Raw genomic sequence first — 22,138 nt, forward strand, 5'->3', positions numbered from 1 at the left:
CTGCCTGAACCCTAGTCAGCTTTGTTATAAGGGGCGCATAATGCCATTTTTGCCCCTAACAGACCATGAATGTTGCACATTAAAACATAACAGCCCGAAACTTTGGATAAAAAAGTGGTCGAACCGCTGAGTTACTTTCTATTTTGCAGCCCGTGACGCAGCACGTTTATGGCGAATCACTTCAATTACGCCCGGCAATACGGAAAGGACGATAATCGCCACAATCAGTAATTTCAGGTTTTCCTGAACGATCGGCAGATCGCCGAACAGATAGCCTGCATAGGTGAACAGCAATACCCACAGCAGCGCGCCTGCGACGTTATACATCGCAAAATGACGGTAGGACATGTGCCCCATCCCGGCAACAAACGGCGCGAATGTACGCACGATAGGCACGAAACGCGCCAGGATAATCGTTTTGCCGCCATGACGCTCGTAGAACGCATGGGTTTTATCCAGGTAACTGCGACGGAAAATTTTAGAGTTCGGGTTACTGAAAAGTTTTTCACCGAACAACCGGCCAATCGTGTAGTTCACCGCATCGCCGATAATCGCCGCCACAATCATCAACATCACCATCAGATGAACGTTGAGATCGTTAGTTGGCAGCGCAGAAAGCGCACCAGCGACAAACAACAGCGAGTCTCCCGGCAGGAACGGCGTTACCACCAGTCCGGTTTCGCAGAACAGGATCAGAAACAGAATCGCGTATACCCAGATACCGTATTCCGCAACCAGCTCCGCCAGATGCACATCAATGTGCAAGATAAAATCGATAAGAAAGTAAATCAGGTCCATAGTTTTGCCTTTATACGACTCAAATTAGTCCGCCAGAAATAGCGGGCCCATAGGCGGTTTTGGCAGGTCGAACCGTTCCGGGTAATCTACCGCAACCAGATACAGCCCTTCCGCTTTCGCCGTTGCCGCTGCCAGCGTTCTGTCCTTCGCCGCTAACAGTTCTGCTATCCAGCTCTCCGGCTGGTTGTGGGCGCCTACTTCCATCAGGCTGCCGACAATATTCCTGACCATATGATGTACAAAGGCATTCGCTTTAATATCCACCACCACATATGCACCGAAACGTTCGACGTTAATGTGCATCACGTTGCGCCACGGTGTGCGCGACTGACACTGCACCGCCCGAAACGAGGTAAAATCATTTTCGCCAATCAGACACTGGGCAGCACGATGCATACGCTCAGCGTCCAGCGGTTCATAGTAATGGGTTACCCCTTTACCCAAAACCGCAGGGCGCAACCGATGATTGTAGATGATGTAGCGATAACGGCGAGCCGTGGCGCTAAATCGGGCATGAAAATCATCGGGTACAGCTTTCACCCAGCGTACAGCGATGTCACCAGGTAAATTCGCATTTACCCCCAGTGTCCAGGCCGCATCTTTACGCTGGGCGGTCGTTTCAAAGTGCACAACCTGCCCCGTGCCATGAACGCCCGCATCCGTGCGTCCCGCACAAAAGACATTGATGCGTTCATTCGCCACCTGAGAGAGCGCTTTTTCCAGTTTTTCCTGAACGCTACGCACTTCGTTCTGGCGCTGCCAGCCATAATATTTGCTGCCGTCATACTCAATGCCCAGCGCAATTTTATGGGTTGCAGGCTGTTGCTGGTCAGACATTAGTACAGGTACTCCTGTACCAGTTTTTCCGCAATTTTCACCGCCATCAACGCGCCGCCGAAGCGTACGTTGTCTGCCACAGACCAGAACTGAACCTGCTCCGGCATACCGTAATCGTTATGCACACAGCCAATTGACAGGTGCGGAGTGCCCGAGGCATCGCCAACCTGGGTCGGGAAATCAGTCTCTTCCGACAACACCACGTCCTCACCGCGTGAAAACGCATCACGTGCTTCTTCCGCCGCCAGCGGACGCAGAGCTTCAAAATTCACCATCTGCGCATGGCCATAAAACACGGGCGACTGTACGATGCTGGCGGAGATCAGTAGTCCGTCGTCCTGCATAATTTTGCGCACTTCATCGACAATACGACGCTCTTCCCGCACGCTACCTTCGCGATCTGGCAGCAGCGGCAGCATGTTGAACGCCAACTGACGGCCAAAGAAATCATCTTCGTCAATCGGGATGCCGTTAAGCAGTTTCGCACTCTGTCCGGCCAACGCATCGACGGCTTTTTTACCGTGAGCGGAAGCCGAAATAATATTGGTCACCGTAATACGTGACAGACCGCCGTCATCAATCAGCGGCTTCAGCGCAGACAGCAGTTGGCTGGTCAGGCTGTCAGGAACCGCAATCACATTACGGTTACGGTAATCCGCCAGCACGAACGGGTTAACGTCCGGAACCACCAGCGGAACGTCCGGCTCAAGCGCGAACAGGCCACTGCTGTCGATAACCAGACAACCGGCATTGGTCGCTTCTTCGACCCATGCGGCGGTGGCTTCTGCGCCCGCAACGAAAAATGCTAACTGCGCCTGCGTCCAGTCAAAGTCTGCAACGTCCTGCACAATGACCGATTTACCGTTAAAACGCAGATGCTCGCCGGCGCTTTCATTACGCGCCAGCGCATAAATTTCACCGACCGGGAACTGGCGTTCAGCCAGCGTATCGAGCAGGGCTTCGCCTACGGCGCCCGTAGCGCCAAGAATGGCAATATTCCAGCCTTCAGACATGGTGATTTACTCCAGAAATACGTAAGCGTCCCTGTCGTATTATTCGACAGGGAGCATTAAGAAGACATTAATGTGCCGGGTGGTGAACCGCGTTAAAACCCAGCTTACACAGCAAGGCCGCAGCCGTTGCGTCGTCACACATCACGTATAAAGACGACCATTCACGGCGCTCAAGATAATTTTTACGCAGTTTATCAAACTCACCCGGAATTCCAGCGACTTTACGCAGCGGCGCATCATCGCGGCGCACATCATACACTAAATGCGCCAGCCTTTTCAGCGTTGGCTGATCTAACGGGCCATGCAGAGTGATACGACCAAATTCAGGCGCCGGTAACAGGGTATTCAGCGCCACGTGCTGTTCGCGACCAATAAACTTGCTATAGGCCTCAAAGACCTGCGTGGTGCCACGCGCTTTTCCTTCCAGGGTGTACCCGGCAATGTGCGCTGTGCCGATATCGGCTTTCTCCAGCAATGCCACATTGAGATCCGGCTCCCCTTCCCAGACATCCAGTACGACGCTCAGCGACTGACCGGCATTCAATCGGTTCAGCAATGCCGTATTGTCGATAACTGGCCCGCGGCAGGCGTTGATCAGAATGGTGCCCGGCTTCAGTCGGCTAATCAGCGCGTCATCCGCGAGGTGCAACGTCTTGTACGGTCCGTCTTTGAACAGCGGCGTATGGAAAGTCAGCACATCGGCTTGCTCTACCATTTCATCCAGCGAGCAGAAATTGCCTTCGTCACCGCGATCGGCTCGCGGTGGATCGCACAGCAGCGTACGGATCCCCAGCGCTTCCAGGCGCGTCTGCAAACGTCCGCCCACGTTACCCACGCCCACGATGCCCACTGTACGATCGCGTAGCGCAAACCCGTCACGCTCCGCCAGCATCAGCAGTGCGGAAAAGACATACTCAACCACCGCAATCGCGTTACAGCCGGGGGCGGCGGAAAAACCGATCTTCGACTGCGCAAGCCAGGCTTCATCCACATGGTCCGTGCCTGCGGTTGCCGTACCGACAAATTTAACCGGTTTTCCGCTAAGCAGTGATTCATTTACTTTCGTCACCGAGCGCACCATTAAGGCATCCGCATCATCCAGTTCGGCAACGGGAATCGGGCGACCGGGAACCGCTTTGACCTCCCCCAAACGACTGAACAGTTCGCGGGCATAGGGCATATTTTCATCAACGAGGATTTTCACGTCTTTCGCACCTGTTTGAGAACGAGAGTTAACCGGGCAAGTGTGCCATAATCTCGCCGCCAGGCATACTGCGAGACCTGGTCAGCACAGATTTAAGGAACAGAGATGATGCAGCCCATTTCAGGTACGCCCGCTCGCCCTCCCGGCGAAGGCCAAAATGCCCCTTCCGCGGCGGGTGAACAACCGTTATCCACACAACAACGTACCGTGCTGGAGCGACTGATTACCCGTCTGATTTCACTCACCCAACAGCAAAGCGCCGAGGTGTGGGCCGGAATGAAGCACGATCTGGGCGTTAAAAGTGATACGCCATTGCAGTCACGTCACTTTCCTGCCGCTGAGCAAAACCTTAACCAACGGCTGGGGGTTGCTCAGCAAAATCATGCTAATCGTCAGGTACTGTCGCAGCTCACTGAATTACTGAGTCAGGGAAATAACCGCCAGGCGGTAAGTGATTTTATCCGTCAGCAGTATGGGCAAACGGCGCTTAGCCAGCTCACGCCTGAGCAGTTGAAGAACGTGCTCACGCTGCTGCAGCAAGGGCAACTTTCGATACCGCAACCGCAGCAGCGCCCGGCCACCGATCGTCCGTTGCTCCCCGCTGAGCACAATACGCTGAACCAGTTGGTTACCAAACTGGCGGCGGCCACGGGAGAATCCGGGAAGATGATCTGGCAGTCGATGCTGGAGCTGTCTGGCGTAAAAAGCGGAGAGCTGATCCCCGCCAAACAATTTACGCATCTGGTCACCTGGCTGCAGGCGCGCCAGACGCTCAGCCTGCAAAGCGCCCCAACACTGCAAACGCTCCAGGCGGCGCTAAAGCTGCCATTAGAGCCGAATGAGCTGACGGCAATAAAAGAGTACGCGCAGCAGACGTATCAGATCCAACCACAAACGATTCTGACCACGGTGCAGGTGCAGGACTTGCTGAATCAAATCTTCCTGCGCCGCGTGGAACGAGAACGCGAGCTCAGCGATCCGCGTCATCTGCAGCCCATTTACAGCCCGTTCGCGCCGATGATTGAAACGGTTAAATCTCTGTCGGCACGACCGGGACTGCTGTTTATTGCGTTGATGATTGCGTTAGCCATTTTCTGGCTGGTCGCTTAACCTTTACGCAGCGTTAGCAGCGTTACAATAATGCCCACCACGGCGGATATCGCCCCGGCAAGGAATACCGAGGGATAACCGTATGCGGTGGCCAGCACCCCCGCGACCGGACCACTTATGCCGTAGGAGATATCCTGAAACGCGGCATAACCGCCCAGCGCTGTACCGCGAACCTGCGCGGGCACTCGCTTCACGACCTCGACGCCCAATGCCGGGAAGATAAGCGAACACCCGGCCCCGGTTAATGCCGCCCCGAGCAGCGCAATCCAGGCCGATGGGGCCTGCCACAGCAGAATCAGTCCTGCGGTTTCCACCAGCAAGGAGACAACGGCGACCTTCACGCCGCCGAACCGGTCTGGCATCCAGCCAAACAGAATGCGCATCAGCACAAACGCCCCACCAAACGCGGTCAGGGTGAACCCCGCCATCGTCCAGCCGTTGCTGACAAAATAGAGTGAAATAAACGTACCGATCACCGCAAAGCCAACGCCCTGCAGCGCCAGGCCCAGGCCCGGTTTCCAGATAAGCCCTACCACGCTCCATAACGAAGGACGTTCTCCTGCATGAGCAGGCACTTTGCGCACGGTGCCGTTGAATGCCCAGGCCAGCAGCGGTAAAACCATCGTCGTCCCCGCCAGCGCCGCAAAACCAAAGTGGCTGTGGATCAACAGGCCCAGCGGCGCACCGGCAGCCAGTGCGCCGTAAATCGCCATCCCGTTCCACGACATCACCTTACCCGAACGTGTTGGCCCGACCAGCCCAAGTCCCCAGGTCAGCGTCCCGGTGAGCAACTGGCTTTCGCCAAAACCGAGGATCAAACGACCGACGATTAACAACGCAAATTTTACGGGGACAGAAACAGGCAATAGCGCGGCTAAAAGCCACGCCGCGCCCGCCAGCCCACAGGCAAACATCCCCTGTAGCGCCGAACGTTTAGCGCCATATTGATCGGCCAGGCGCCCGGCGTAGCCGCGCGTTAATACCGTTGCCAGAAACTGTACGCCTACGGCGATACCGACCATGGTATTGCCATAGCCGAGCTCCTGGTGCACAAACAGAGGAATGACGGGCAAAGGTAAACCGACCGTCATATAGGTCAGGAAAACCGCAAAAGCGATGCGAAACAGCGAAAAGTTCGCCGAAGGTGTTTTTTCTTGTTGGGTTACAGCTGTCATGCGTTACTCCAAAATGCAGAGTAAGGCGAGGAATGCCCACGCCCCCTCTACCTGACTATCAGGATTAAGGTGCGTTGGATAACGTTAAACGCTTACGCATTATCAAGAGGATAATGTTGAAGCTGGAGTCTGCCTGCGAGGGGCTAAACTTGTCAACCTTGAAATCACTGAACACCACACAAAACAAATGGTTATTCTCTCTAAGAAAAGCACAAACAATGAGGAAAAAGTTGTCAATAAGGAAGACACTCAACGATCAGTTTTGCCAGAATATTTTATGGACACGGAAATGAAAGCATTTTCGCTTATTGCTCTCATCCTGGTGCTTTGCGGCTGCTCTGCGCCTCATCGGGACAGCACACAAGATGTAAAACAGTTCTATCTCGCGTGGATGTCCGCATACACACAAGATCGGGATACGTCCGCACTCATGCAACTTTATGTGGCGAAAGACGTTATCGACCGTCTGGCGCTGATTGACAGCCTTTACGAGCAGGAAATAATAAATTCTGACTATTTTATGTACGTGCAGGATTACGACCCTGAATGGATCCCGCGGCTACGGGTTGGAGCAGCGCAACACTTTCTCGGTGGCGAAAAGGTGGAAGTACAATTAGGTGGACCGACAGGCGAAGCGCCCATGCAGTTGGAAGTGTATACCCGTTGGGAAGAAGGTCGCTGGAAAATTTATCGCGTGCGGGATCTGGGCAATCAATTTGAACAGCCAATCTACAGCGCCGGTGATATTGCGCAAGCCAGGGCATGGTCTGCGGAGATCGCACCGGAGTACGAAAAGATGAAAAAATAAAAAAGGGAGCCATCAGGCTCCCCTTTGCATCTCATTTTGTAGACTTACACTTACAGCTTACGCATGACCAGCGTTGCGTTGGTGCCGCCAAAGCCGAAGCTGTTGGACATCACAGTGGTCAGCGCCTGCTCGGTCGGTTTGGTCACGATGTTCAGACCTGCCGCCTGCTCATCCAGCTCTTCAATGTTGATGCTTGGCGCGATAAAGCCGTGTTCCAGCATCAGCAGAGAGTAGATAGCTTCCTGTACGCCAGCCGCGCCCAGGGAGTGGCCGGTCATCGCTTTGGTCGCAGAGATTGCCGGGCTGTTGTCGCCAAACACTTCACGAATTGCGCCAAGCTCTTTCACGTCGCCTACCGGAGTAGAGGTACCGTGGGAGTTCAGGTAGTCGATCGGCGTGTCTACGCCGTGCATCGCCATCTGCATGCAACGTACTGCGCCTTCGCCAGACGGAGCAACCATGTCAGCACCATCGGACGTTGCGCCGTAACCGACGATTTCCGCATAGATATGCGCGCCACGGGCCAGAGCATGTTCCAGTTCTTCGACGACAACCATACCGCCGCCGCCTGCAATAACGAAACCATCACGGTTTGCGTCATAGGTACGGGAAGCTTTGGATGGATCGTCGTTATATTTGGTAGACAGCGCGCCCATTGCGTCGAATTCACACGCCATTTCCCAGCACAGCTCTTCGCCGCCGCCAGCAAAAACGATGTCTTGTTTGCCCAGTTGAATTTGTTCTACCGCATTGCCGATGCAGTGCGCAGATGTCGCACAGGCAGAGCTGATGGAGTAGTTTACGCCGTGGATTTTGAACGGCGTTGCGAGGCAGGCTGAAACGCCGGACGCCATCGCTTTGGTGACCACATACGGGCCAACCGCTTTCAGGCCACGCGGGCTACGCATTGCGTCAGCGCCGAATACCTGAAAACGTGGGGAGCCGCCGCCGGAACCTGCAATCAGGCCAACGCGCGGATTATTCTGGTAATCTTCTGCAGCAAGGCCAGCATCAGCCACAGCCTGCTCCATTGAAAGGAATGCATAAATGGATGCGTCGCTCATGAAGCGCACTACTTTGCGGTCAATGAGGCCAGTGGTATCCAGTTTTACGTTGCCCCAAACGTGGCTACGCATGCCGGAGTCCTTCAGCTCCTGAGAGAAAGTGATCCCTGAACGTCCTTCACGCAGAGATGCCAGGACTTCCTGCTGGTTATTACCGATGCTGGAAACGATGCCCAAGCCAGTAATCACTGCACGTTTCATTCAATACCTCTGTAAGTCGCACTATTTTAAAGTTTCGAGTGGCACAATAGCGTACACTTGTACGCCGAACAAGTCCGATCAGCCAATTTATGTGGAAATTTGCGCAGCCAGGCACTCATCGCTAAGATCGGGGCACAGCCTGCCAGACGAGTAACTTACGTGAAACAATACGCTATACAACCTGCCAACCTTGAATTCAACTCTGAGGGTACACCTGTTTCCCGAGATTTTGACGATGTCTATTTTTCTAATGATAACGGGCTGGAGGAGACACGTTACGTCTTTCTCGGCGGTAACCATCTCGCACAGCGATTCCCTTCACATTCACGCCCCCTCTTCGTGGTAGCAGAAAGTGGGTTTGGCACCGGACTTAACTTCCTCACGCTCTGGCAGGCATTTTCCGAGTTTCGCGATACTCACCCTGACGCTACCCTGGAAAGATTACATTTCATCAGTTTCGAAAAATATCCGCTAACGCGTGAAGATCTTACTTTAGCCCACCAGCACTGGTCAGAACTTGCGCCGTGGGCCTCGGCGCTGCAAGAGCAATGGCCGCTGCCGCTGGCGGGATGTCATCGTCTGCTGCTTGATGAAGGGCGTGTCACACTGGATCTGTGGTTTGGCGATATTAACGAGCTGACCTGCAAACTGGATGATTCTCTTAATCAAAAGGTGGACGCCTGGTTCCTGGACGGTTTCGCGCCGGCAAAAAACCCGGATATGTGGACGCCAACACTCTTTAACGCGATGGCCCGACTGGCTCGTCCCGGCGGTACATTAGCGACCTTCACATCGGCAGGCTTTGTACGTCGGGGGTTGCAGGAAGCCGGGTTTACAATGCAAAAATGCAAAGGCTTTGGCCGCAAGCGCGAAATGCTCTGTGGCGTAATGGAACAGACTCAGGCGCTCCCTTCCTCAGCGCCATGGTTTGCACGTACGGGAACAGATAAACGTGAAGCCGCCATTATTGGCGGGGGGATTGCCAGCGCATTGTTGTCTCTGGCGTTACTGCGCCGTGGCTGGCAAGTCACGCTGTATTGCGCAGACGAAAAACCCGCCGGGGGCGCATCCGGCAATCGCCAGGGCGCGCTCTATCCGCTACTCAGCAAGCATGACGCGGCCATTAATCTGTTTTTCCCCACCGCGTTTACCTTCGCCCGTCGACTGTATGACGCCCTCCCCGTTGAGTTCGCGCATGACTGGTGCGGCGTGACGCAACTGGCATGGGATGAGAAAAGCCAGCAAAAAATCGCGCAGATGCTGTCCCTTGAACTGCCCGATGCGCTCGCCATCGGGGTTGACGCACAGCAGGTTTTACAAACGACAGGCGTGGAAACCCGATGCGGCGGGATTCAGTATCCGAGCGGAGGATGGTTATACCCGGCGCAGTTAACCGCCGCCGTACTGGACTATGCCGCAACGCTGGGATTACGCACCCGCTATCAACATACGCTGACCTCACTGACACGCCACACGGCAAGCTGGCAATTGCAGTTTGCCAGTGGTGAAACCGCCACTCACGCAGCTGTCGTTCTGGCTAACGGTCATCGAATTAACAGCATTGAGCAGACGCAGTCGCTCCCGGTGTACTCCGTGGGCGGTCAGGTGAGTCATATTCCCACCACGCCTGCGCTTTCAGCGTTGCGTCAGGTGCTGTGCTATGACGGCTACCTCACGCCGCATAACCCGCAAAATCAGCAGCACTGCATTGGTGCCAGCTATCATCGAGGGAGCGAGGAAACCGCATATCGCGAGGACGATCAGCAGCAAAACCGTCAACGCTTAATCGACTGCTTGCCTAACGCTGCATGGGCAAAAGAGGTGGACGTCAGTGCGCATGCCGCCCGCTGTGGAGTGCGCTGCGCCACGCGCGATCACATGCCGATGGTCGGCAACGTCGCGGACTATGACGCCACGCTCAGCCAGTATGCCACTCTTGCCGAAGACAAAGAGCACGCCGTAAACGCCCCGGTGTATTCCGATTTGTTTATGCTGGGCGCGCTGGGCTCGCGCGGGTTGTGTACTGCCCCGCTATGTGCAGAAATTCTGGCATCACAAATGAGCGATGAACCTATCCCTATGGATGCCAGCACGCTGGCGGCGCTGAATCCGAATCGGTTGTGGGTCAGGAAGTTATTGAAGGGAAAAGCGGTGAAATAAGATACCCTCTCATCATTGCCTGATGCACTGCGCTTATCAGGCCTACAACTCCCGTCCTTGTAGGCCGGATAAGACGCCTTAGCGTCGCCATCCGGCACAATCCACTGCAATTATTGTTTTGTCGCCTTCTGGAACAGCGTGTCCCACATCTCTTTCACTAACGCCTGGTCACGCGGCGAGAGTTCGCCTGCGCTGATGGCTTTTGCCAGGCTGCTGGTCACATTGGCGTACAATGCCTCAGCGGAATGGTCCTCGCCAGCGTCCAGTTCAGCCACGGCCAGCGTCAGGTGCCCACGCAAATAGCCACTGGCAAACAACTCATCATCGCTGGCGTGCTCTACCATATCGTCGATTAATGCCAGAATGCGTGATTCAAACTCCGCGATCATCTTCTTTCCTCATTGTAAACGTGGTAGCGGCTTCAGTTGAGCGCTTCGGGCCACGGGAATTGTTCCGCCTTAAGTTCAGGCGTGTGATAATAATTTTGTAACGCGTTAATGAAGCGTGCCGGACGTTCGGGGATGCCCTTATCCAGATACTCCATCACCTGGGCATGAACACGGCGCTGGAATACCACGCGATCCGGTTCAAAGTCCCCTTCCAGGTTGTCGCAACTGACGTTAAACGGATATCCCGCCGCCATGCAAAACAGCCAGTCAAACGCCTGCGGCTTCACTTCCACATCTTCAAACTGGCATTGCGTCTTCGCATCGCGTCCATCAGGGCAGTACCAGTAACCAAAATCGACCAGCTCACGACGGGCCTTACCGGCGATGCACCAGTGTGAGATTTCGTGTAGCGCGCTGGCATAATAACCATGCGCAAAAACGATACGGTGATACGGTAATTCCGCATCAGCAGGAAGATAGATCGGTTCGTCGTCGCCTTTAATCAGACGGGTATTAAATTCATCGGCAAAGCAGCCGTTAAAAATCTCAATTAACTGTTCATAGTGATGGGTATTATTCATTAGTTCATCCCCAGCCAGTGGAGAATCTCCTGTCCATGATTATCATAAAGTAGCTTGGCGCTCATCACGGCGGAGACAATAACAATCATTGGCCGTATGAGTTTTTGTCCTTTGCTGAGCACCAGCCGCGAGCCCATCCGTGCGCCAATAAACTGGCCAATGAGCATCACAAATCCGGTCGCCCAAATCACTTTGCCGCCGAGGGCAAACAGCAACAGCCCACCGATATTCGATGTGGCATTTAATACTTTGGCGTGGGCCGTCGATTTCGCCAGGTTATAGCCGCATAACATGACAAAGGCCAGCGCGTAGAACGATCCCGCCGCCGGACCAAAAAAGCCATCGTAAAAGCCAACGCAGCCACCGGCCACCAGCGCGAAAGGCAACCCGTGCAATCGACGCTGACGATCTTCTTCGCCCACTTTCGGCATTAACAGAAAGTAAAGGCCAATACAGATAACCAGAACCGGCAGGATCTGGCGCAGAATATCTGACTGCACGTGCTGAACCAATAGCGCGCCGCTCATTGACCCGATAAACGTCATGAAGATATTGAGCTTCTGATCCGCCAGGTTAACCACGCCCCGACGAATAAAATAGAGGGAAGAAGAGATAGATCCGCCACAGGCCTGCAACTTATTGGTAGCCAGCGCTTGCGCGGGTGGCATGCCGGCCGCCATCAATGCCGGGATGGTGAGTAAACCACCGCCTCCGGCCAGAGAATCAATAAAACCTGCCAGCATCGCCACGAAAAAAAGCACGCCTAACAGCAGTGGCGACACCATAAACACAGAGGCAAAATGATCCATTAGAGTACATGCTCGTCCAGTAGCGCCTGGCAGGAAGGCGGCAACGGGGGCGGTGTCTTCTTCTCAGGCTTGGTGGTTCCAGGTTTTGGAGGTTCGAACCAGCTTTGCAGCTCCGCGCCACAGCCGTCACCCGGTGGCGGTAACGGTTGATCTTCGCACTCAAGACTGTCGGCAGGACAACGTAACCGTACATGCATATGCGCACGATGCTGGAACCATGGCCGCACTTTACGCAACCAGTCCCTGTCGGTACCCGCATCCAGACAAAGTTGCTGCTTAATCGCCGGGTTCACAAAAATACGCGTGACTTCATTATCTTTTGCCGCCAGCCTTATCAGGCTGAAAATCTCCGGCTTCCACAGTGACGGCACGACACGTTTACCGTCCTGTGAGACCAAATCTAACGCCTGCGGTCGCAGCAGTTGCGACTGGGTCCAGCGCGTTTTTGGCAGTTGCAGGAAAATATCGACATCCAGTCCCGTCTGGTGGCTGGCGTGACCGCCATTGAACCGCCCACCGGCTGGCATGCCCATATCGCCGATTAACACCGTGCCCAGCCCCAGATTATTAGCCTGATTACTCAGACGCTGGATAAACATCACCAGGTCCGGATGACCAAAGTAACGACGCTGATCGGTGCGCATCACCTGATAGTGTTCTGACTGTACAGGCAGCGTATCTGCACCAACAATGCAGCCATTGGAAAACGCGCCGATAGACTGCGCGCTACCTGCAACCGGATGGGTAATTTTCTGCCAGGGCGTCGCCGCCAGACAGGCGGTGCTGGCAAACAGAGCCAGCGCCACAAGTGCCGTTTTTTTCATCTCTTACCAGCGTGGAATATCGGTCTTCACGTCCGCATTCTGCGCCCGCTGACGCAGCAGGTGATCCATCAATACGATCGCCAGCATCGCCTCGGCGATCGGCACTGCGCGGATCCCAACACATGGATCGTGACGACCTTTAGTGATCATGTCGACTTCTTCACCGAAGCGGTTAATGGTACGACCTGGAACGGTAATACTGGACGTCGGTTTCAGCGCCATATGAGCAATGATTTGTTGCCCGCTGCTGATCCCACCCAGAATGCCGCCCGCATGGTTACTCTGGAAACCTTCTTTGGTGATTTCATCTCGGTTCTGGCTGCCGCGCAGCGCAACAACGTCAAATCCGTCGCCAATCTCAACGCCCTTAACGGCGTTAATGCTCATTAGCGCATGGGCGATGTCGGCATCCAGGCGGTCGAATACCGGTTCGCCGAGACCCGCAGGAACGCCGCTTGCAACAACGGTCACCTTCGCTCCGATGGAGTCACCCTCTTTCTTCAGCCCACGCATCAGTTCGTCCAGCGCGTCGAGTTTATCCGGGTCCGGACAAAAGAACGGGTTAAGTTCCACCTGGGACCAGTCTTTGATCTCCAGCGGAATATCACCCATCTGCGTCAGGCAGCCGCGAATTTCAACGCCGAATTTTTCTGCCAGATACTTTTTGGCAATAGCTCCGGCCGCCACGCGCATCGCCGTTTCACGTGCGGATGAGCGTCCGCCACCACGGTAGTCGCGCAGGCCATATTTCTGCTCATAGGTATAGTCGGCGTGTCCTGGACGAAAAACGTCCTTAATCGCGCCGTAATCCTGTGAACGCTGATCGGTATTTTCAATCAACAGCCCAATGCTGGTGCCGGTGGTAACGCCCTCAAACACGCCGGAGAGGATTTTCACCTGATCCGGCTCACGACGCTGCGTAGTGTAGCGCGATGTGCCCGGACGGCGTCTGTCGAGATCGTGCTGCAGGTCAGCTTCTGTCAGAGAAATGCCCGGCGGAACACCATCGACAATACAACCGAGCGCCAGCCCGTGTGATTCGCCGAAAGTGGTTACGCGAAAGAGTTGCCCAATTGTGTTTCCTGCCATCACGGCTCCGTTATGAGTGTTGTGTATGTGCGCGTGTATTTAGTCTTTATAAATGCTGAAGTGCTCGCGAGCAGCGATTAACTGCTCTTTGGTCAGCATGAATACGCCGTCACCGCCGTTGTCGAACTCCAGCCAGGTGAACGGTACATCCGGATACTGCTCTATCAGATGTACCATGCTGTTTCCGACTTCACAAATCAGAATACCGTTATCTGACAGGTAGTCCGGGGCGTTCCCCAAAATGCGGCGGGTCAGTTTCAGCCCATCGCTGCCGGACGCCAGACCCAGCTCAGGTTCGTGGCGATATTCGTTTGGCAGGTCTGACATATCTTCCGCATCGACATACGGCGGGTTGGTCACAATCAGGTCATACTGGACTTTCAGCAGGTCGCGGAACAGATCGGAGCGGATCGGCGTTACGTGATGGATCAGGCCGTGCTCTTCAATGTTGTGTTCTGTCACCGCCAGCGCGTCCGTGGAAATGTCCACCGCATCGACTTCGGCTTCCGGGAACGCATAGGCGCAGGCAATGGCAATACAGCCGCTGCCGGTACACATATCGAGGATATGCTGCGGCTGCTCATTGATAAGACCCGCAAAGCGATTATTAATAAGTTCGCCAATTGGTGAACGCGGAACCAGCACGCGTTCATCTACATAAAACTCATGCCCGCAGAACCAGGCTTTGTTGGTCAGATAAGCAACGGGAATGCGCTCATTGACGCGGCGAATCACGCGTTCAACAATACGATGGCGCTCGCTGGAAGTCAGACGCGCGGTACGCATATCTTCTGGAATATCCAGCGGCAGATAAAGTGACGGCAGCACCAGCTGTACAGCTTCGTCCCATGGGTTATCCGTGCCATGGCCATACCAGATGTTCGCCGCGCTAAAACGGCTGACCGCCCAACGCAACATGTCCTGAATGGTATGCAGTTCACTCACTGCTTCATCGACGAAAATTTTATCCACGTATTCCTCCAGGGCATGCTCGTATTAAATTCGGCGGCTAGTTTGCCACGAAGACGGCGATAAATCAGCATTCACACAGGGCCTGAGAGCGAAAATTGCGTTTTAAGCGATCGGATGCCCGCCGAGTCGGGTTAAACTAGCGGAAAATAAAAGTTGAGACTCTCGAATGAAAAAGAAAACATCGCTCAGCGAGGAGGATCAGACGCTGTTTCGCCAGCTGATGACCGGTACGCGTAAAATTAAACAGGACACCATTGTTCACCGCCCCCCACGTAAAAAAATTGCCGAGGTTCCGGTTAAAAGGCTGCTACAAGAGCAGGCTGATGCCAGCCACTATTTCTCGGACGAGTTTCAGCCGCTGCTGAATACGGACGGCCCGGTAAGATACCTGCGTGCCGACGTGAGCCATTTCGAACTGAAAAAAATGCGCCGTGGCGATTACTCCCCGGAGCTGTTTCTCGATCTGCACGGACTGACCCAGCAGCAGGCCAAACAGGAGTTAGGCGCGCTGATTGCCGCCTGTCGTCGCGAACATGTGTTTTGTGCCTGCGTGATGCATGGCCACGGAAAGCATATTCTTAAGCAGCAAACGCCGCTCTGGCTGGCGCAGCATCCGCACGTGATGGCGTTTCATCAGGCGCCGAAAGAGTACGGTGGTGACGCCGCGCTGCTGGTGCTGATTGAAGTGGAAGAGTGGCTACCGCCTGAACTTCCGTGATGCAAAAAAACAGAAAGAGCCGCATTTGCGGCTCTTTGATTTTTCGAATGACGGCTACGCCTTATCCGATTCCAGACTTTTTAAATCGCTTTTGCCATTTTCAGGTTACACGGGCTCATCTGCCAGTTAAAAGTCCCCTTCCCGCTCTCATCAAGCGTAACGCTGGCAATCGCTGATGTGGTAAACATCGGCGGTGTTTCGCCCGGGCAAAGCTCAGACACCAGATATCCCACTAAAGGCAAGTGAGAGATTACCAGTGCCGTGGCGATACCTTCATTGGCCAGAGCCTGTAAATAGGCGCTGACCAGACCGACATCGCCGCAGGGAGTCAACTCCGGCAAAACATCCACACCGGTTGGCAGGTTCATACACTCCCCCACCACATCCAGCGTTTGTTCGGCTCGTAGGAACGGGCTCACCAGAACACGTTCGATATCCACTTTTTGACCTTTCAGCCAGTTCGCCATCAGGCGAGATTCGTCACAACCACAAGAGGTTAAGGGACGAACCGAATCACTGGCGGCATCGAGGGCTGCGTCGCCGTGACGCATGATAAAAACTTGCATATTGCACCGCTTTTGTTAACCAGAATCACCGACACCTTTATCCGCAGCCCCTATTGACCGTGGTAACGATGTGGTGGCCGGCATTGTGCCTTATCCATTCACCGAATGAAACGCTGTTTTTTACCTCAACGACGTAAGTATAGTCAATCTCTGTTTACATTTTGAGCGAGACCCATACATTCAGTGCGGATTCATCCTACGTTTGACCTCATGAATTCAGGTCAGTTTCCCCAGTATTCCAGAATTTTTCACCGCGTTCCGCCATCTGCAATAACTGCTCACACGGTGTAAACCGCGAGCCGTATTGCGTGGTCAGTCGTTGCAGAGTCGCAACCACTTCACCCGCGCCGAGAGAATCCATATACCGGAACGGGCCGCCGAGGAATGGCGGAAAACCAATACCAAATACAGCGCCGATGTCGCCATCACGCGCGCTGCGGACTATCTTCTCGTCGAAACAGCGTGCTGCTTCATTGAGCATTAACATGACGCACCGCTCAGCTATCTGCACGGCGGTAAGCCGGCCCTGACCCTGGACGCCAATAAGCGTATAAATTGCAGGGTCGACCTGTTTTTTGCTTTTACGCCCTTTCACTCCATAAAGATAGAAACCCCGACCATTTTTTCTACCTTTGCGATCGTCATTCAAAATTGAAGCAACAACATTTGCAGGCGCGCTAAAACGTTCTCCATATGCAGCCTCAAGCACTGGTATAATTTTAGTGCCCGTATCAATTCCGACCTCATCCAAAAGTTGGATTGGCCCGACCGGAAAACCAAACTTAACCAGCGCGGCGTCAATGGTTTCAACCCGCTCGCCTTCGGTTAGCATACGTATAGCTTCGTTGATGTAAGGCGCTAAAATGCGGTTAACATAAAATCCAGCCTTATCCCTGACCACTATCGGTGTTTTACCCTGTTTTTTCGCCAGCTTAACGGTTGTCGCAATGGTCTGCTCAGAGGTCGTGGCATGCGGGATAACCTCGACCAGCGGCATCTTTTCCACCGGGCTAAAGAAGTGTAAACCAATGACTTGTTCAGGCCTGGCAGCGTTCGCTGCAATATCGCCAATCGGCAAAGAAGAGGTGTTTGAGGCAAAAATGGTATGAGATGCGCAATTCTGCTCAACTTCTGCCACCATCTGTTGTTTTAAGGCCAGATCTTCAAAAACGGCTTCAATAATCAGGTCGCGATGCGCAAAGCCACGGTAGTCGGTTGATCCCGAAATCAGCGCCAGCTGTTTATCACGCTCGCTGCCTTTGATATGACGGCGGCGAACCTTCGTTTCAAGCTGTTCCCAGCTGTACTTCAGCGCGTGGTTGATTCCCTTAGCGTTTATGTCTTTGATACGCACCGGTACGCCGCCTTTACAGGCCGTCACGTAAGCAATACCGCCGCCCATCAGACCACCGCCCAAAATGCCTACGCTGTTAAGCGGGCCGGGTTTCGCATCACTTCCCGGATCCTTTTTCACATCGGTGTTGGCAAAAAAGATGTGCCGCAGCGCCTGAGACTGAGATGTCATCGCCAGTTCACCAAACGCGCGGGCTTCTGCGTCGTAACCGCTGCTGCTACCTTGCGCCAGACCGGTTTCGATGACCTCAAGGATACGTTCTGTTGCAGGGTAGTTACCTTGCGTTTTTTGCGCCGTCTTTTTACTGGCCATGCGGAATAACAGCGCCCGCCCCAGCGGCCCCGCTAACACACGCTCTCGCACCGGCAGAGTTCGATGAGCGGAACTGTCCTTTTTAGCCAGTTCCACGGCGGCTTCCAGTAAAATGGTATGCGGTACAACTTCGTCCACTAAGCCAACTTTCAGCGCCTGTTTTGCGCGTAATTGTTTTCCGGAGAGGATCATATCCAGCGCGGTACTGACGCCAATCAGACGGGGCAGCCGCTGCGTACCGCCGGAGCCAGGCAGCAGACCAAGCTGCACTTCCGGCAAACCCAGTACGGTTTTAGCATCATCGGTACAAATACGGTTATGGCACGCCAGCGCCATTTCCAGGCCACCGCCGAGGCATGCGCCATGAATCGCGGCGATAACCGGGATCGGCAAGGCATTAATTTCCGCCATAATCTGTTGCCCCTGACGGGCCAGCGTTTCGGCTTCCTCTGCGCTGCGACAGCTACCGATCATGTTGATATCCGCCCCGGCGATGAAGTTATCGGGTTTAGCCGAAATGAACACTACGCCACGCAATGCTTTGTTATCACGAATTTGTTTCAGAATGGCCCGCACCTGAGAAGCAAACTCCGCCTTCAGGGTATTCATTTTTTCTCCGGGCACATCAATGGTGACAACAGCAACGTTATCCAGACGTACGTTTAGCGTAAAAGCCGATGTCATTTCCATTATTCCGCCTCCAGAACCATTGCCGCACCCAAACCACCTGCCGCACAGGCTGTCACTAAACCAAAACCGCCGCCACGACGTCGTAACTCATGAAGGGTTTGGGTGATCATCCGCGCGCCGGTCGCCGCAAAAGGATGTCCATAGGCAATCGATCCGCCCAGCACGTTAAATTTGCTGTCATCAACCTCGCCAGTGGCATGCGCCCTGCCCAGTACGTCGCGGGCGAAACGTTCGCTGCCCAGCAGTTGAAGATTCGCCAGCGTTTGTGCGGCAAAGGCTTCATGCATATCGATCAGGGTTAAATCTGCCATCGTCAGACCCGCTCTTTCCAGAGCAAGCGGCGTTGACCACGCCGGTCCCAGCAGCATGTCCTGCCAGACATCAATGGCGGTAAAGGCAAAACTACGCAAGTATCCCAGCGGCACCAGTCCCAGCTCTTTCGCACGCGACTCCGTCATCATAATCACGGCGGCTGCGCCGTCAGTTAGCGGGGTACTGTTCGCCGCGGTCACTGTGCCATGCTTGCGGTCAAAGGCCGGACGCAATTTTGCGTAATCGGCCAGCGTAGAGTTGCCGCGAATATTGTTATCTTCTGCAAAAGGATCTTTAAACGGCGGTGCGTAGGTCGTCATCACCTCATCTGCCAGTTTTCCTTCAGCCCACGCCTGAGCGGCACGCTGATGAGAACGATGCGCCAGGGCATCCTGTTGCTCTCGCGTAATACCATAAGTTTTGGCCATTTGCTCGGCCGTATCCCCCATGCGTAAACCAGTAGAATACTCAGCGACGGCTGGCGGCACAGGCATCAGGTCACGTAAGCGCAGTCGGGAGAAAAGTTTAAGACGCTGACCGGTGGTCCGGGCCTTATTGACATCCACCAGCACCCGCGCCAGCTTTTTGCTGACGCCAATCGGCAGAACTGACGACGAGTCCGCACCGCCGGCAATTCCTGCGCGAATCGTCCCCGCCATCAGGCTTTCCGCGACATTCGCCACTGCCTGAAAGCTGGTGGCACAGGCCCGGCTTACGCTGTAGGCATCCGTGTGCACATTCATCCCGGTCCCCAGCACAATTTCACGAGCAATATTGGGGGCTTCAGGCATTTGCACCACCTGGCCAAAAACCAGTTGTTCAATCACATCTGCGGGTATTTCGCTGCGCGCCAACAGTTCGCCAACAACCATTTTCCCCAAATCTACGGCGGGAATGCCATGAAATGCGGTTGCCTGACGGGCAAATGGCGTACGCAATCCGCTTACGATGGCGATGCGATCGCCCTGGCGGGTAACCAGCGGTAAAGCCTGACTCATAACACTCCCCTGTAAAAAATAAAAATAAGTGGTCTGACCTGATCACAGTCTTAACCAATTTTTTACATTTAGCCAAGCGGAGAGAAAAGAAAGTGGGAGCTAAGACACAGTGAATAATCACTGACAGTTACGAAAAAGCCCTTGCTACCAGGCAGCAAGGGCATTTTTTGAAGGGATTAACGCAGGCCCAACTGGAAAATCAGCGTTTCAGCTTCACAGGCAAAAACAAAGTCGATATCCAGACGCACACCTTCAGACACTTCAGTAAAGGTCGAGGTGATTTGGCAAGGCTCAGATTCCACGCCACGCGCCTTTTCAGTCAGAGCAGCCAGCGTTTCTTCTGCCTCTGCGCGATTCGCGAACACACGGCTGTATGACGCGGTGCAATCGGAGTTGTCCATGATGGTGCCAACATCCATACAGCAGCAAACCGGGGTTTCATCAGCACTGCATTTACTCATTGTAGATTTCCTCTGTATTCGCACCTGAGGTGCCAGATAAACGATGGGGATATTTTACGCTCCCATTATTCGCCTCTCCAGTCGTTAATTGTATGAAATGAGATAAGTGACCGAAATCACACTTAAAAATGATCTAAAACAAAAATCACCCAAACAGGTGAGTGCGCATACCCGCAATTTTGCCAGCTGGATCGCGTTTCCGAGATCAGAATTGAAAATATTTATAAACATACTTGCAACATTTCAGCTGGTCCGACCTATACTCTCGGCACTGGTCTGATTTCTAAGTCGTACCTCAGACCCTACACTTCGCGCTCCTGTTACGGTATGTAACATTGTTTGTATAAAAATAAATCAATGAGGTTATGGTCATGAGCCAGAAAACCCTGTTTACAAAGTCTGCTCTCGCAGTCGCAGTGGCAATTATCTCCACACAGGCCTGGTCTGCAGGCTTTCAGTTAAACGAATTTTCTTCCTCTGGCCTTGGCCGGGCATATTCGGGTGAAGGCGCTATTGCAGATGATGCAGGTAACGCCAGTCGTAACCCGGCACTGATTATGATGTTCGACCGCCCTACTTTTTCTGCGGGTGCGGTGTATATCGATCCAGACGTTAATATTTCCGGTAGATCGCCATACACCGGACGCAGCACCGATGCGGACAACATCGCCCCTACGGCGTGGGTTCCCAATGCTCACTTCGTGATGCCTATTAACGACCAGTTTGGTTGGGGTGCTTCTGTCACGTCAAACTATGGCCTGGCAACCGAATTTAACGACAGCTACATCGTCGGCGAATACGGCGGTAAAACCGACCTTAAAACGGTCAACCTGAACCTGAGCGGAGCCTATCGACTGAATGATAGCTGGAGCTTTGGTGTTGGTTTTAATGCCGTTTACGCCGATGCAAAAATTGAACGTTATTCCGGCGAACAAACTGCTGCATTGCCGAAAGTGGACCAGAAAATTGCCAGCCTGAAGGGTGATGAATGGGGCTACGGGTGGAACGCCGGTATTTTGTATGAGCTGGATAAAAATAACCGTTATGGCTTAACGTACCGCTCTGAAGTCAAAATCGACTTTGATGGCGATTATAAAAGTGGTATCCGTACTCAGGCCAACGCGTTACCTGGCGCAGGCACGGCGTTCCCGTGGGGAACAACCAATGCCACAGTCCCAGGTTCTCTGACGCTTAACCTGCCGGAAATGTGGGAACTGTCAGGCTACAACCGTGTAGACCCGCAGTGGGCGATTCACTACAGCATCGCATACACCAGCTGGAGCCAGTTCCAGGAGCTGAAAGCAACCGGCACCAACGGACAAACGCTGTTCTATAAAGAAGAAGGCTTCAAGGATTCTTACCGCATCGCGCTGGGTACGACTTATTACATGGATAAAAGCTGGACCTTCCGTACCGGTATCGCCTATGACGATAGCCCGGTTCCTGCGAGCAAGCGTTCCATCTCCATTCCTGACCAGGACCGCCTGTGGCTGAGTGCGGGTACGACTTACGCATTCAATGATGATGCGTCCATCGACGTTGGCGTCTCTTATATGCACGGTCAGAAAGTGACCGTCAAAGAAGGCCCGTATACTTTCGACTCTGAAGGTAAAGCCTGGTTGTTCGGTACCAACTTCAACTACGCATTCTGATTTTCTTCAGATATAAAAAAGGTGAGCTTTTTAGCTCACCT

Annotated in this window: 21 protein-coding genes; 5 read left to right on the forward strand and 16 right to left on the reverse strand. The window is 53.9% G+C overall.

What is annotated here, in order from left to right:
- Positions 1-138: 138 nt before the first annotated feature.
- The 4 genes from OGV77_RS21600 to pdxB form a co-directional block, all read right to left on the reverse strand.
- Positions 139-798 carry a DedA family protein gene (locus OGV77_RS21600; protein ID WP_043017073.1) on the reverse strand — a complete coding sequence of 220 codons (660 nt, stop codon included), beginning with the start codon at positions 796-798 and terminating at the stop codon, positions 139-141.
- Between the two features lie 24 nt (positions 799-822).
- The gene (gene truA, locus OGV77_RS21605) at positions 823-1,635 is read right to left on the reverse strand and encodes a tRNA pseudouridine(38-40) synthase TruA (protein WP_043017074.1); all 813 of its coding nucleotides are present in this window, start codon (positions 1,633-1,635) and stop codon (positions 823-825) included.
- A complete protein-coding gene (locus tag OGV77_RS21610) occupies positions 1,635-2,648 on the reverse strand; it encodes an aspartate-semialdehyde dehydrogenase (protein WP_043017075.1) in 1,014 nt (337 codons plus the stop codon). The genes truA and OGV77_RS21610 overlap by 1 nt, the downstream gene beginning before the upstream one ends.
- A 67-nt stretch (positions 2,649-2,715) precedes the next feature.
- Entirely contained in the window at positions 2,716-3,852 is a 1,137-nt protein-coding gene (gene pdxB / locus OGV77_RS21615) for a 4-phosphoerythronate dehydrogenase PdxB (RefSeq protein ID WP_087051287.1), read from the reverse strand.
- A 108-nt stretch (positions 3,853-3,960) separates the two neighbouring features.
- On the opposite strand from pdxB, the gene flk reads away from it, so the two are divergent.
- Positions 3,961-4,962 (forward strand): flagella biosynthesis regulator Flk, encoded by a 1,002-nt coding sequence (gene flk, locus OGV77_RS21620; RefSeq protein ID WP_043017959.1) that lies wholly within the window; start codon positions 3,961-3,963, stop codon positions 4,960-4,962.
- Here flk and OGV77_RS21625 read toward each other — a convergent pair.
- Entirely contained in the window at positions 4,959-6,137 is a 1,179-nt protein-coding gene (locus OGV77_RS21625; protein WP_003834805.1) for an MFS transporter, read from the reverse strand. The two genes, flk and OGV77_RS21625, sit on opposite strands and share 4 nt — an antisense overlap.
- A gap of 289 nt (positions 6,138-6,426) precedes the next feature.
- On the opposite strand from OGV77_RS21625, the gene OGV77_RS21630 reads away from it, so the two are divergent.
- Complete coding sequence (locus OGV77_RS21630) at positions 6,427-6,945, forward strand: YqhG/Tai3 family protein (protein ID WP_043017960.1); 519 nt, start codon at positions 6,427-6,429, stop codon at positions 6,943-6,945.
- Between the two features lie 50 nt (positions 6,946-6,995).
- Here the strand turns inward: OGV77_RS21630 and fabB are convergent, their stop codons facing one another.
- Complete coding sequence (gene fabB / locus OGV77_RS21635; protein ID WP_003028160.1) at positions 6,996-8,210, reverse strand: beta-ketoacyl-ACP synthase I; 1,215 nt, start codon at positions 8,208-8,210, stop codon at positions 6,996-6,998.
- A gap of 159 nt (positions 8,211-8,369) precedes the next feature.
- Between fabB and mnmC the strand changes: the two genes are divergently transcribed.
- Entirely contained in the window at positions 8,370-10,370 is a 2,001-nt protein-coding gene (mnmC, locus tag OGV77_RS21640; RefSeq protein ID WP_170928029.1) for a bifunctional tRNA (5-methylaminomethyl-2-thiouridine)(34)-methyltransferase MnmC2/FAD-dependent 5-carboxymethylaminomethyl-2-thiouridine(34) oxidoreductase MnmC1, read from the forward strand.
- Between the two features lie 110 nt (positions 10,371-10,480).
- Here the strand turns inward: mnmC and OGV77_RS21645 are convergent, their stop codons facing one another.
- Genes OGV77_RS21645 through prmB form a run of 6 tightly spaced genes read right to left on the reverse strand, consistent with a single transcriptional unit; the run spans position 10,481 to position 15,034 of the window.
- Positions 10,481-10,759 (reverse strand): YfcL family protein, encoded by a 279-nt coding sequence (locus OGV77_RS21645; RefSeq protein ID WP_087051285.1) that lies wholly within the window; start codon positions 10,757-10,759, stop codon positions 10,481-10,483.
- A 32-nt stretch (positions 10,760-10,791) separates the two neighbouring features.
- Complete coding sequence (locus OGV77_RS21650; RefSeq protein WP_005129723.1) at positions 10,792-11,340, reverse strand: elongation factor P hydroxylase; 549 nt, start codon at positions 11,338-11,340, stop codon at positions 10,792-10,794.
- The gene (locus OGV77_RS21655) at positions 11,340-12,149 is read right to left on the reverse strand and encodes a sulfite exporter TauE/SafE family protein (RefSeq protein ID WP_043017079.1); all 810 of its coding nucleotides are present in this window, start codon (positions 12,147-12,149) and stop codon (positions 11,340-11,342) included. The genes OGV77_RS21650 and OGV77_RS21655 overlap by 1 nt, the downstream gene beginning before the upstream one ends.
- Positions 12,149-12,973, reverse strand: a complete 825-nt coding sequence (gene mepA / locus OGV77_RS21660) for a penicillin-insensitive murein endopeptidase (protein WP_043017080.1) — start codon at positions 12,971-12,973, stop codon at positions 12,149-12,151. The genes OGV77_RS21655 and mepA overlap by 1 nt, the downstream gene beginning before the upstream one ends.
- 3 nt (positions 12,974-12,976) lie before the next feature.
- Positions 12,977-14,062, reverse strand: a complete 1,086-nt coding sequence (gene aroC, locus OGV77_RS21665; protein ID WP_043017081.1) for a chorismate synthase — start codon at positions 14,060-14,062, stop codon at positions 12,977-12,979.
- Positions 14,063-14,101: 39 nt separating this feature from the next.
- The gene (gene prmB / locus OGV77_RS21670) at positions 14,102-15,034 is read right to left on the reverse strand and encodes a 50S ribosomal protein L3 N(5)-glutamine methyltransferase (RefSeq protein ID WP_043017082.1); all 933 of its coding nucleotides are present in this window, start codon (positions 15,032-15,034) and stop codon (positions 14,102-14,104) included.
- A gap of 166 nt (positions 15,035-15,200) precedes the next feature.
- Between prmB and smrB the strand changes: the two genes are divergently transcribed.
- Entirely contained in the window at positions 15,201-15,752 is a 552-nt protein-coding gene (gene smrB, locus OGV77_RS21675) for an endonuclease SmrB (RefSeq protein ID WP_003839296.1), read from the forward strand.
- 80 nt (positions 15,753-15,832) lie between these two features.
- Here the strand turns inward: smrB and sixA are convergent, their stop codons facing one another.
- The 4 genes from sixA to OGV77_RS21695 form a co-directional block, all read right to left on the reverse strand.
- A complete protein-coding gene (sixA, locus tag OGV77_RS21680) occupies positions 15,833-16,318 on the reverse strand; it encodes a phosphohistidine phosphatase SixA (RefSeq protein ID WP_003028179.1) in 486 nt (161 codons plus the stop codon).
- 208 nt (positions 16,319-16,526) lie between these two features.
- Positions 16,527-18,674 (reverse strand): fatty acid oxidation complex subunit alpha FadJ, encoded by a 2,148-nt coding sequence (gene fadJ, locus OGV77_RS21685; protein ID WP_087051284.1) that lies wholly within the window; start codon positions 18,672-18,674, stop codon positions 16,527-16,529.
- On the reverse strand, positions 18,674-19,984 hold the full coding sequence (gene fadI, locus OGV77_RS21690; protein ID WP_043017084.1) for an acetyl-CoA C-acyltransferase FadI: 1,311 nt from the start codon (positions 19,982-19,984) through the stop codon (positions 18,674-18,676). Before fadI ends, fadJ begins: the two co-directional genes overlap by 1 nt.
- Before the next feature lie 176 nt (positions 19,985-20,160).
- Positions 20,161-20,445, reverse strand: coding sequence for a YfcZ/YiiS family protein (locus OGV77_RS21695; RefSeq protein ID WP_003028186.1), 285 nt, complete (start codon positions 20,443-20,445; stop codon positions 20,161-20,163).
- Positions 20,446-20,816: 371 nt separating this feature from the next.
- Here OGV77_RS21695 and fadL point away from each other — a divergent pair, with 371 nt between their 5' ends.
- Positions 20,817-22,097, forward strand: coding sequence for a long-chain fatty acid transporter FadL (fadL, locus tag OGV77_RS21700; protein ID WP_043017085.1), 1,281 nt, complete (start codon positions 20,817-20,819; stop codon positions 22,095-22,097).
- Positions 22,098-22,138: the final 41 nt, after the last annotated feature.

Origin of the sequence: Citrobacter sp. Ce129, assembly GCF_030334545.1 — a bacterium.
In the GTDB taxonomy this organism is placed as follows: Bacteria; Pseudomonadota; Gammaproteobacteria; order Enterobacterales; family Enterobacteriaceae; genus Citrobacter; species Citrobacter europaeus.

What these genes read in the sequence shown, in the direction of transcription:
- OGV77_RS21600 (WP_043017073.1), bottom strand. Translation starts at nt 798, where the DNA reads ATGGACCTGATTTACTTTCTTATCGATTTTATCTTGCACATTGATGTG.
- truA (WP_043017074.1), bottom strand. Translation starts at nt 1,635, where the DNA reads ATGTCTGACCAGCAACAGCCTGCAACCCATAAAATTGCGCTGGGCATT.
- OGV77_RS21610 (WP_043017075.1), bottom strand. Translation starts at nt 2,648, where the DNA reads ATGTCTGAAGGCTGGAATATTGCCATTCTTGGCGCTACGGGCGCCGTA.
- flk (WP_043017959.1), top strand. Translation starts at nt 3,961, where the DNA reads ATGCAGCCCATTTCAGGTACGCCCGCTCGCCCTCCCGGCGAAGGCCAA.
- OGV77_RS21625 (WP_003834805.1), bottom strand. Translation starts at nt 6,137, where the DNA reads ATGACAGCTGTAACCCAACAAGAAAAAACACCTTCGGCGAACTTTTCG.
- OGV77_RS21630 (WP_043017960.1), top strand. Translation starts at nt 6,427, where the DNA reads ATGAAAGCATTTTCGCTTATTGCTCTCATCCTGGTGCTTTGCGGCTGC.
- fabB (WP_003028160.1), bottom strand. Translation starts at nt 8,210, where the DNA reads ATGAAACGTGCAGTGATTACTGGCTTGGGCATCGTTTCCAGCATCGGT.
- OGV77_RS21645 (WP_087051285.1), bottom strand. Translation starts at nt 10,759, where the DNA reads ATGATCGCGGAGTTTGAATCACGCATTCTGGCATTAATCGACGATATG.
- OGV77_RS21650 (WP_005129723.1), bottom strand. Translation starts at nt 11,340, where the DNA reads ATGAATAATACCCATCACTATGAACAGTTAATTGAGATTTTTAACGGC.
- OGV77_RS21655 (WP_043017079.1), bottom strand. Translation starts at nt 12,149, where the DNA reads ATGGATCATTTTGCCTCTGTGTTTATGGTGTCGCCACTGCTGTTAGGC.
- mepA (WP_043017080.1), bottom strand. Translation starts at nt 12,973, where the DNA reads ATGAAAAAAACGGCACTTGTGGCGCTGGCTCTGTTTGCCAGCACCGCC.
- aroC (WP_043017081.1), bottom strand. Translation starts at nt 14,062, where the DNA reads ATGGCAGGAAACACAATTGGGCAACTCTTTCGCGTAACCACTTTCGGC.
- smrB (WP_003839296.1), top strand. Translation starts at nt 15,201, where the DNA reads ATGAAAAAGAAAACATCGCTCAGCGAGGAGGATCAGACGCTGTTTCGC.
- sixA (WP_003028179.1), bottom strand. Translation starts at nt 16,318, where the DNA reads ATGCAAGTTTTTATCATGCGTCACGGCGACGCAGCCCTCGATGCCGCC.
- fadJ (WP_087051284.1), bottom strand. Translation starts at nt 18,674, where the DNA reads ATGGAAATGACATCGGCTTTTACGCTAAACGTACGTCTGGATAACGTT.
- fadI (WP_043017084.1), bottom strand. Translation starts at nt 19,984, where the DNA reads ATGAGTCAGGCTTTACCGCTGGTTACCCGCCAGGGCGATCGCATCGCC.
- OGV77_RS21695 (WP_003028186.1), bottom strand. Translation starts at nt 20,445, where the DNA reads ATGAGTAAATGCAGTGCTGATGAAACCCCGGTTTGCTGCTGTATGGAT.
- fadL (WP_043017085.1), top strand. Translation starts at nt 20,817, where the DNA reads ATGAGCCAGAAAACCCTGTTTACAAAGTCTGCTCTCGCAGTCGCAGTG.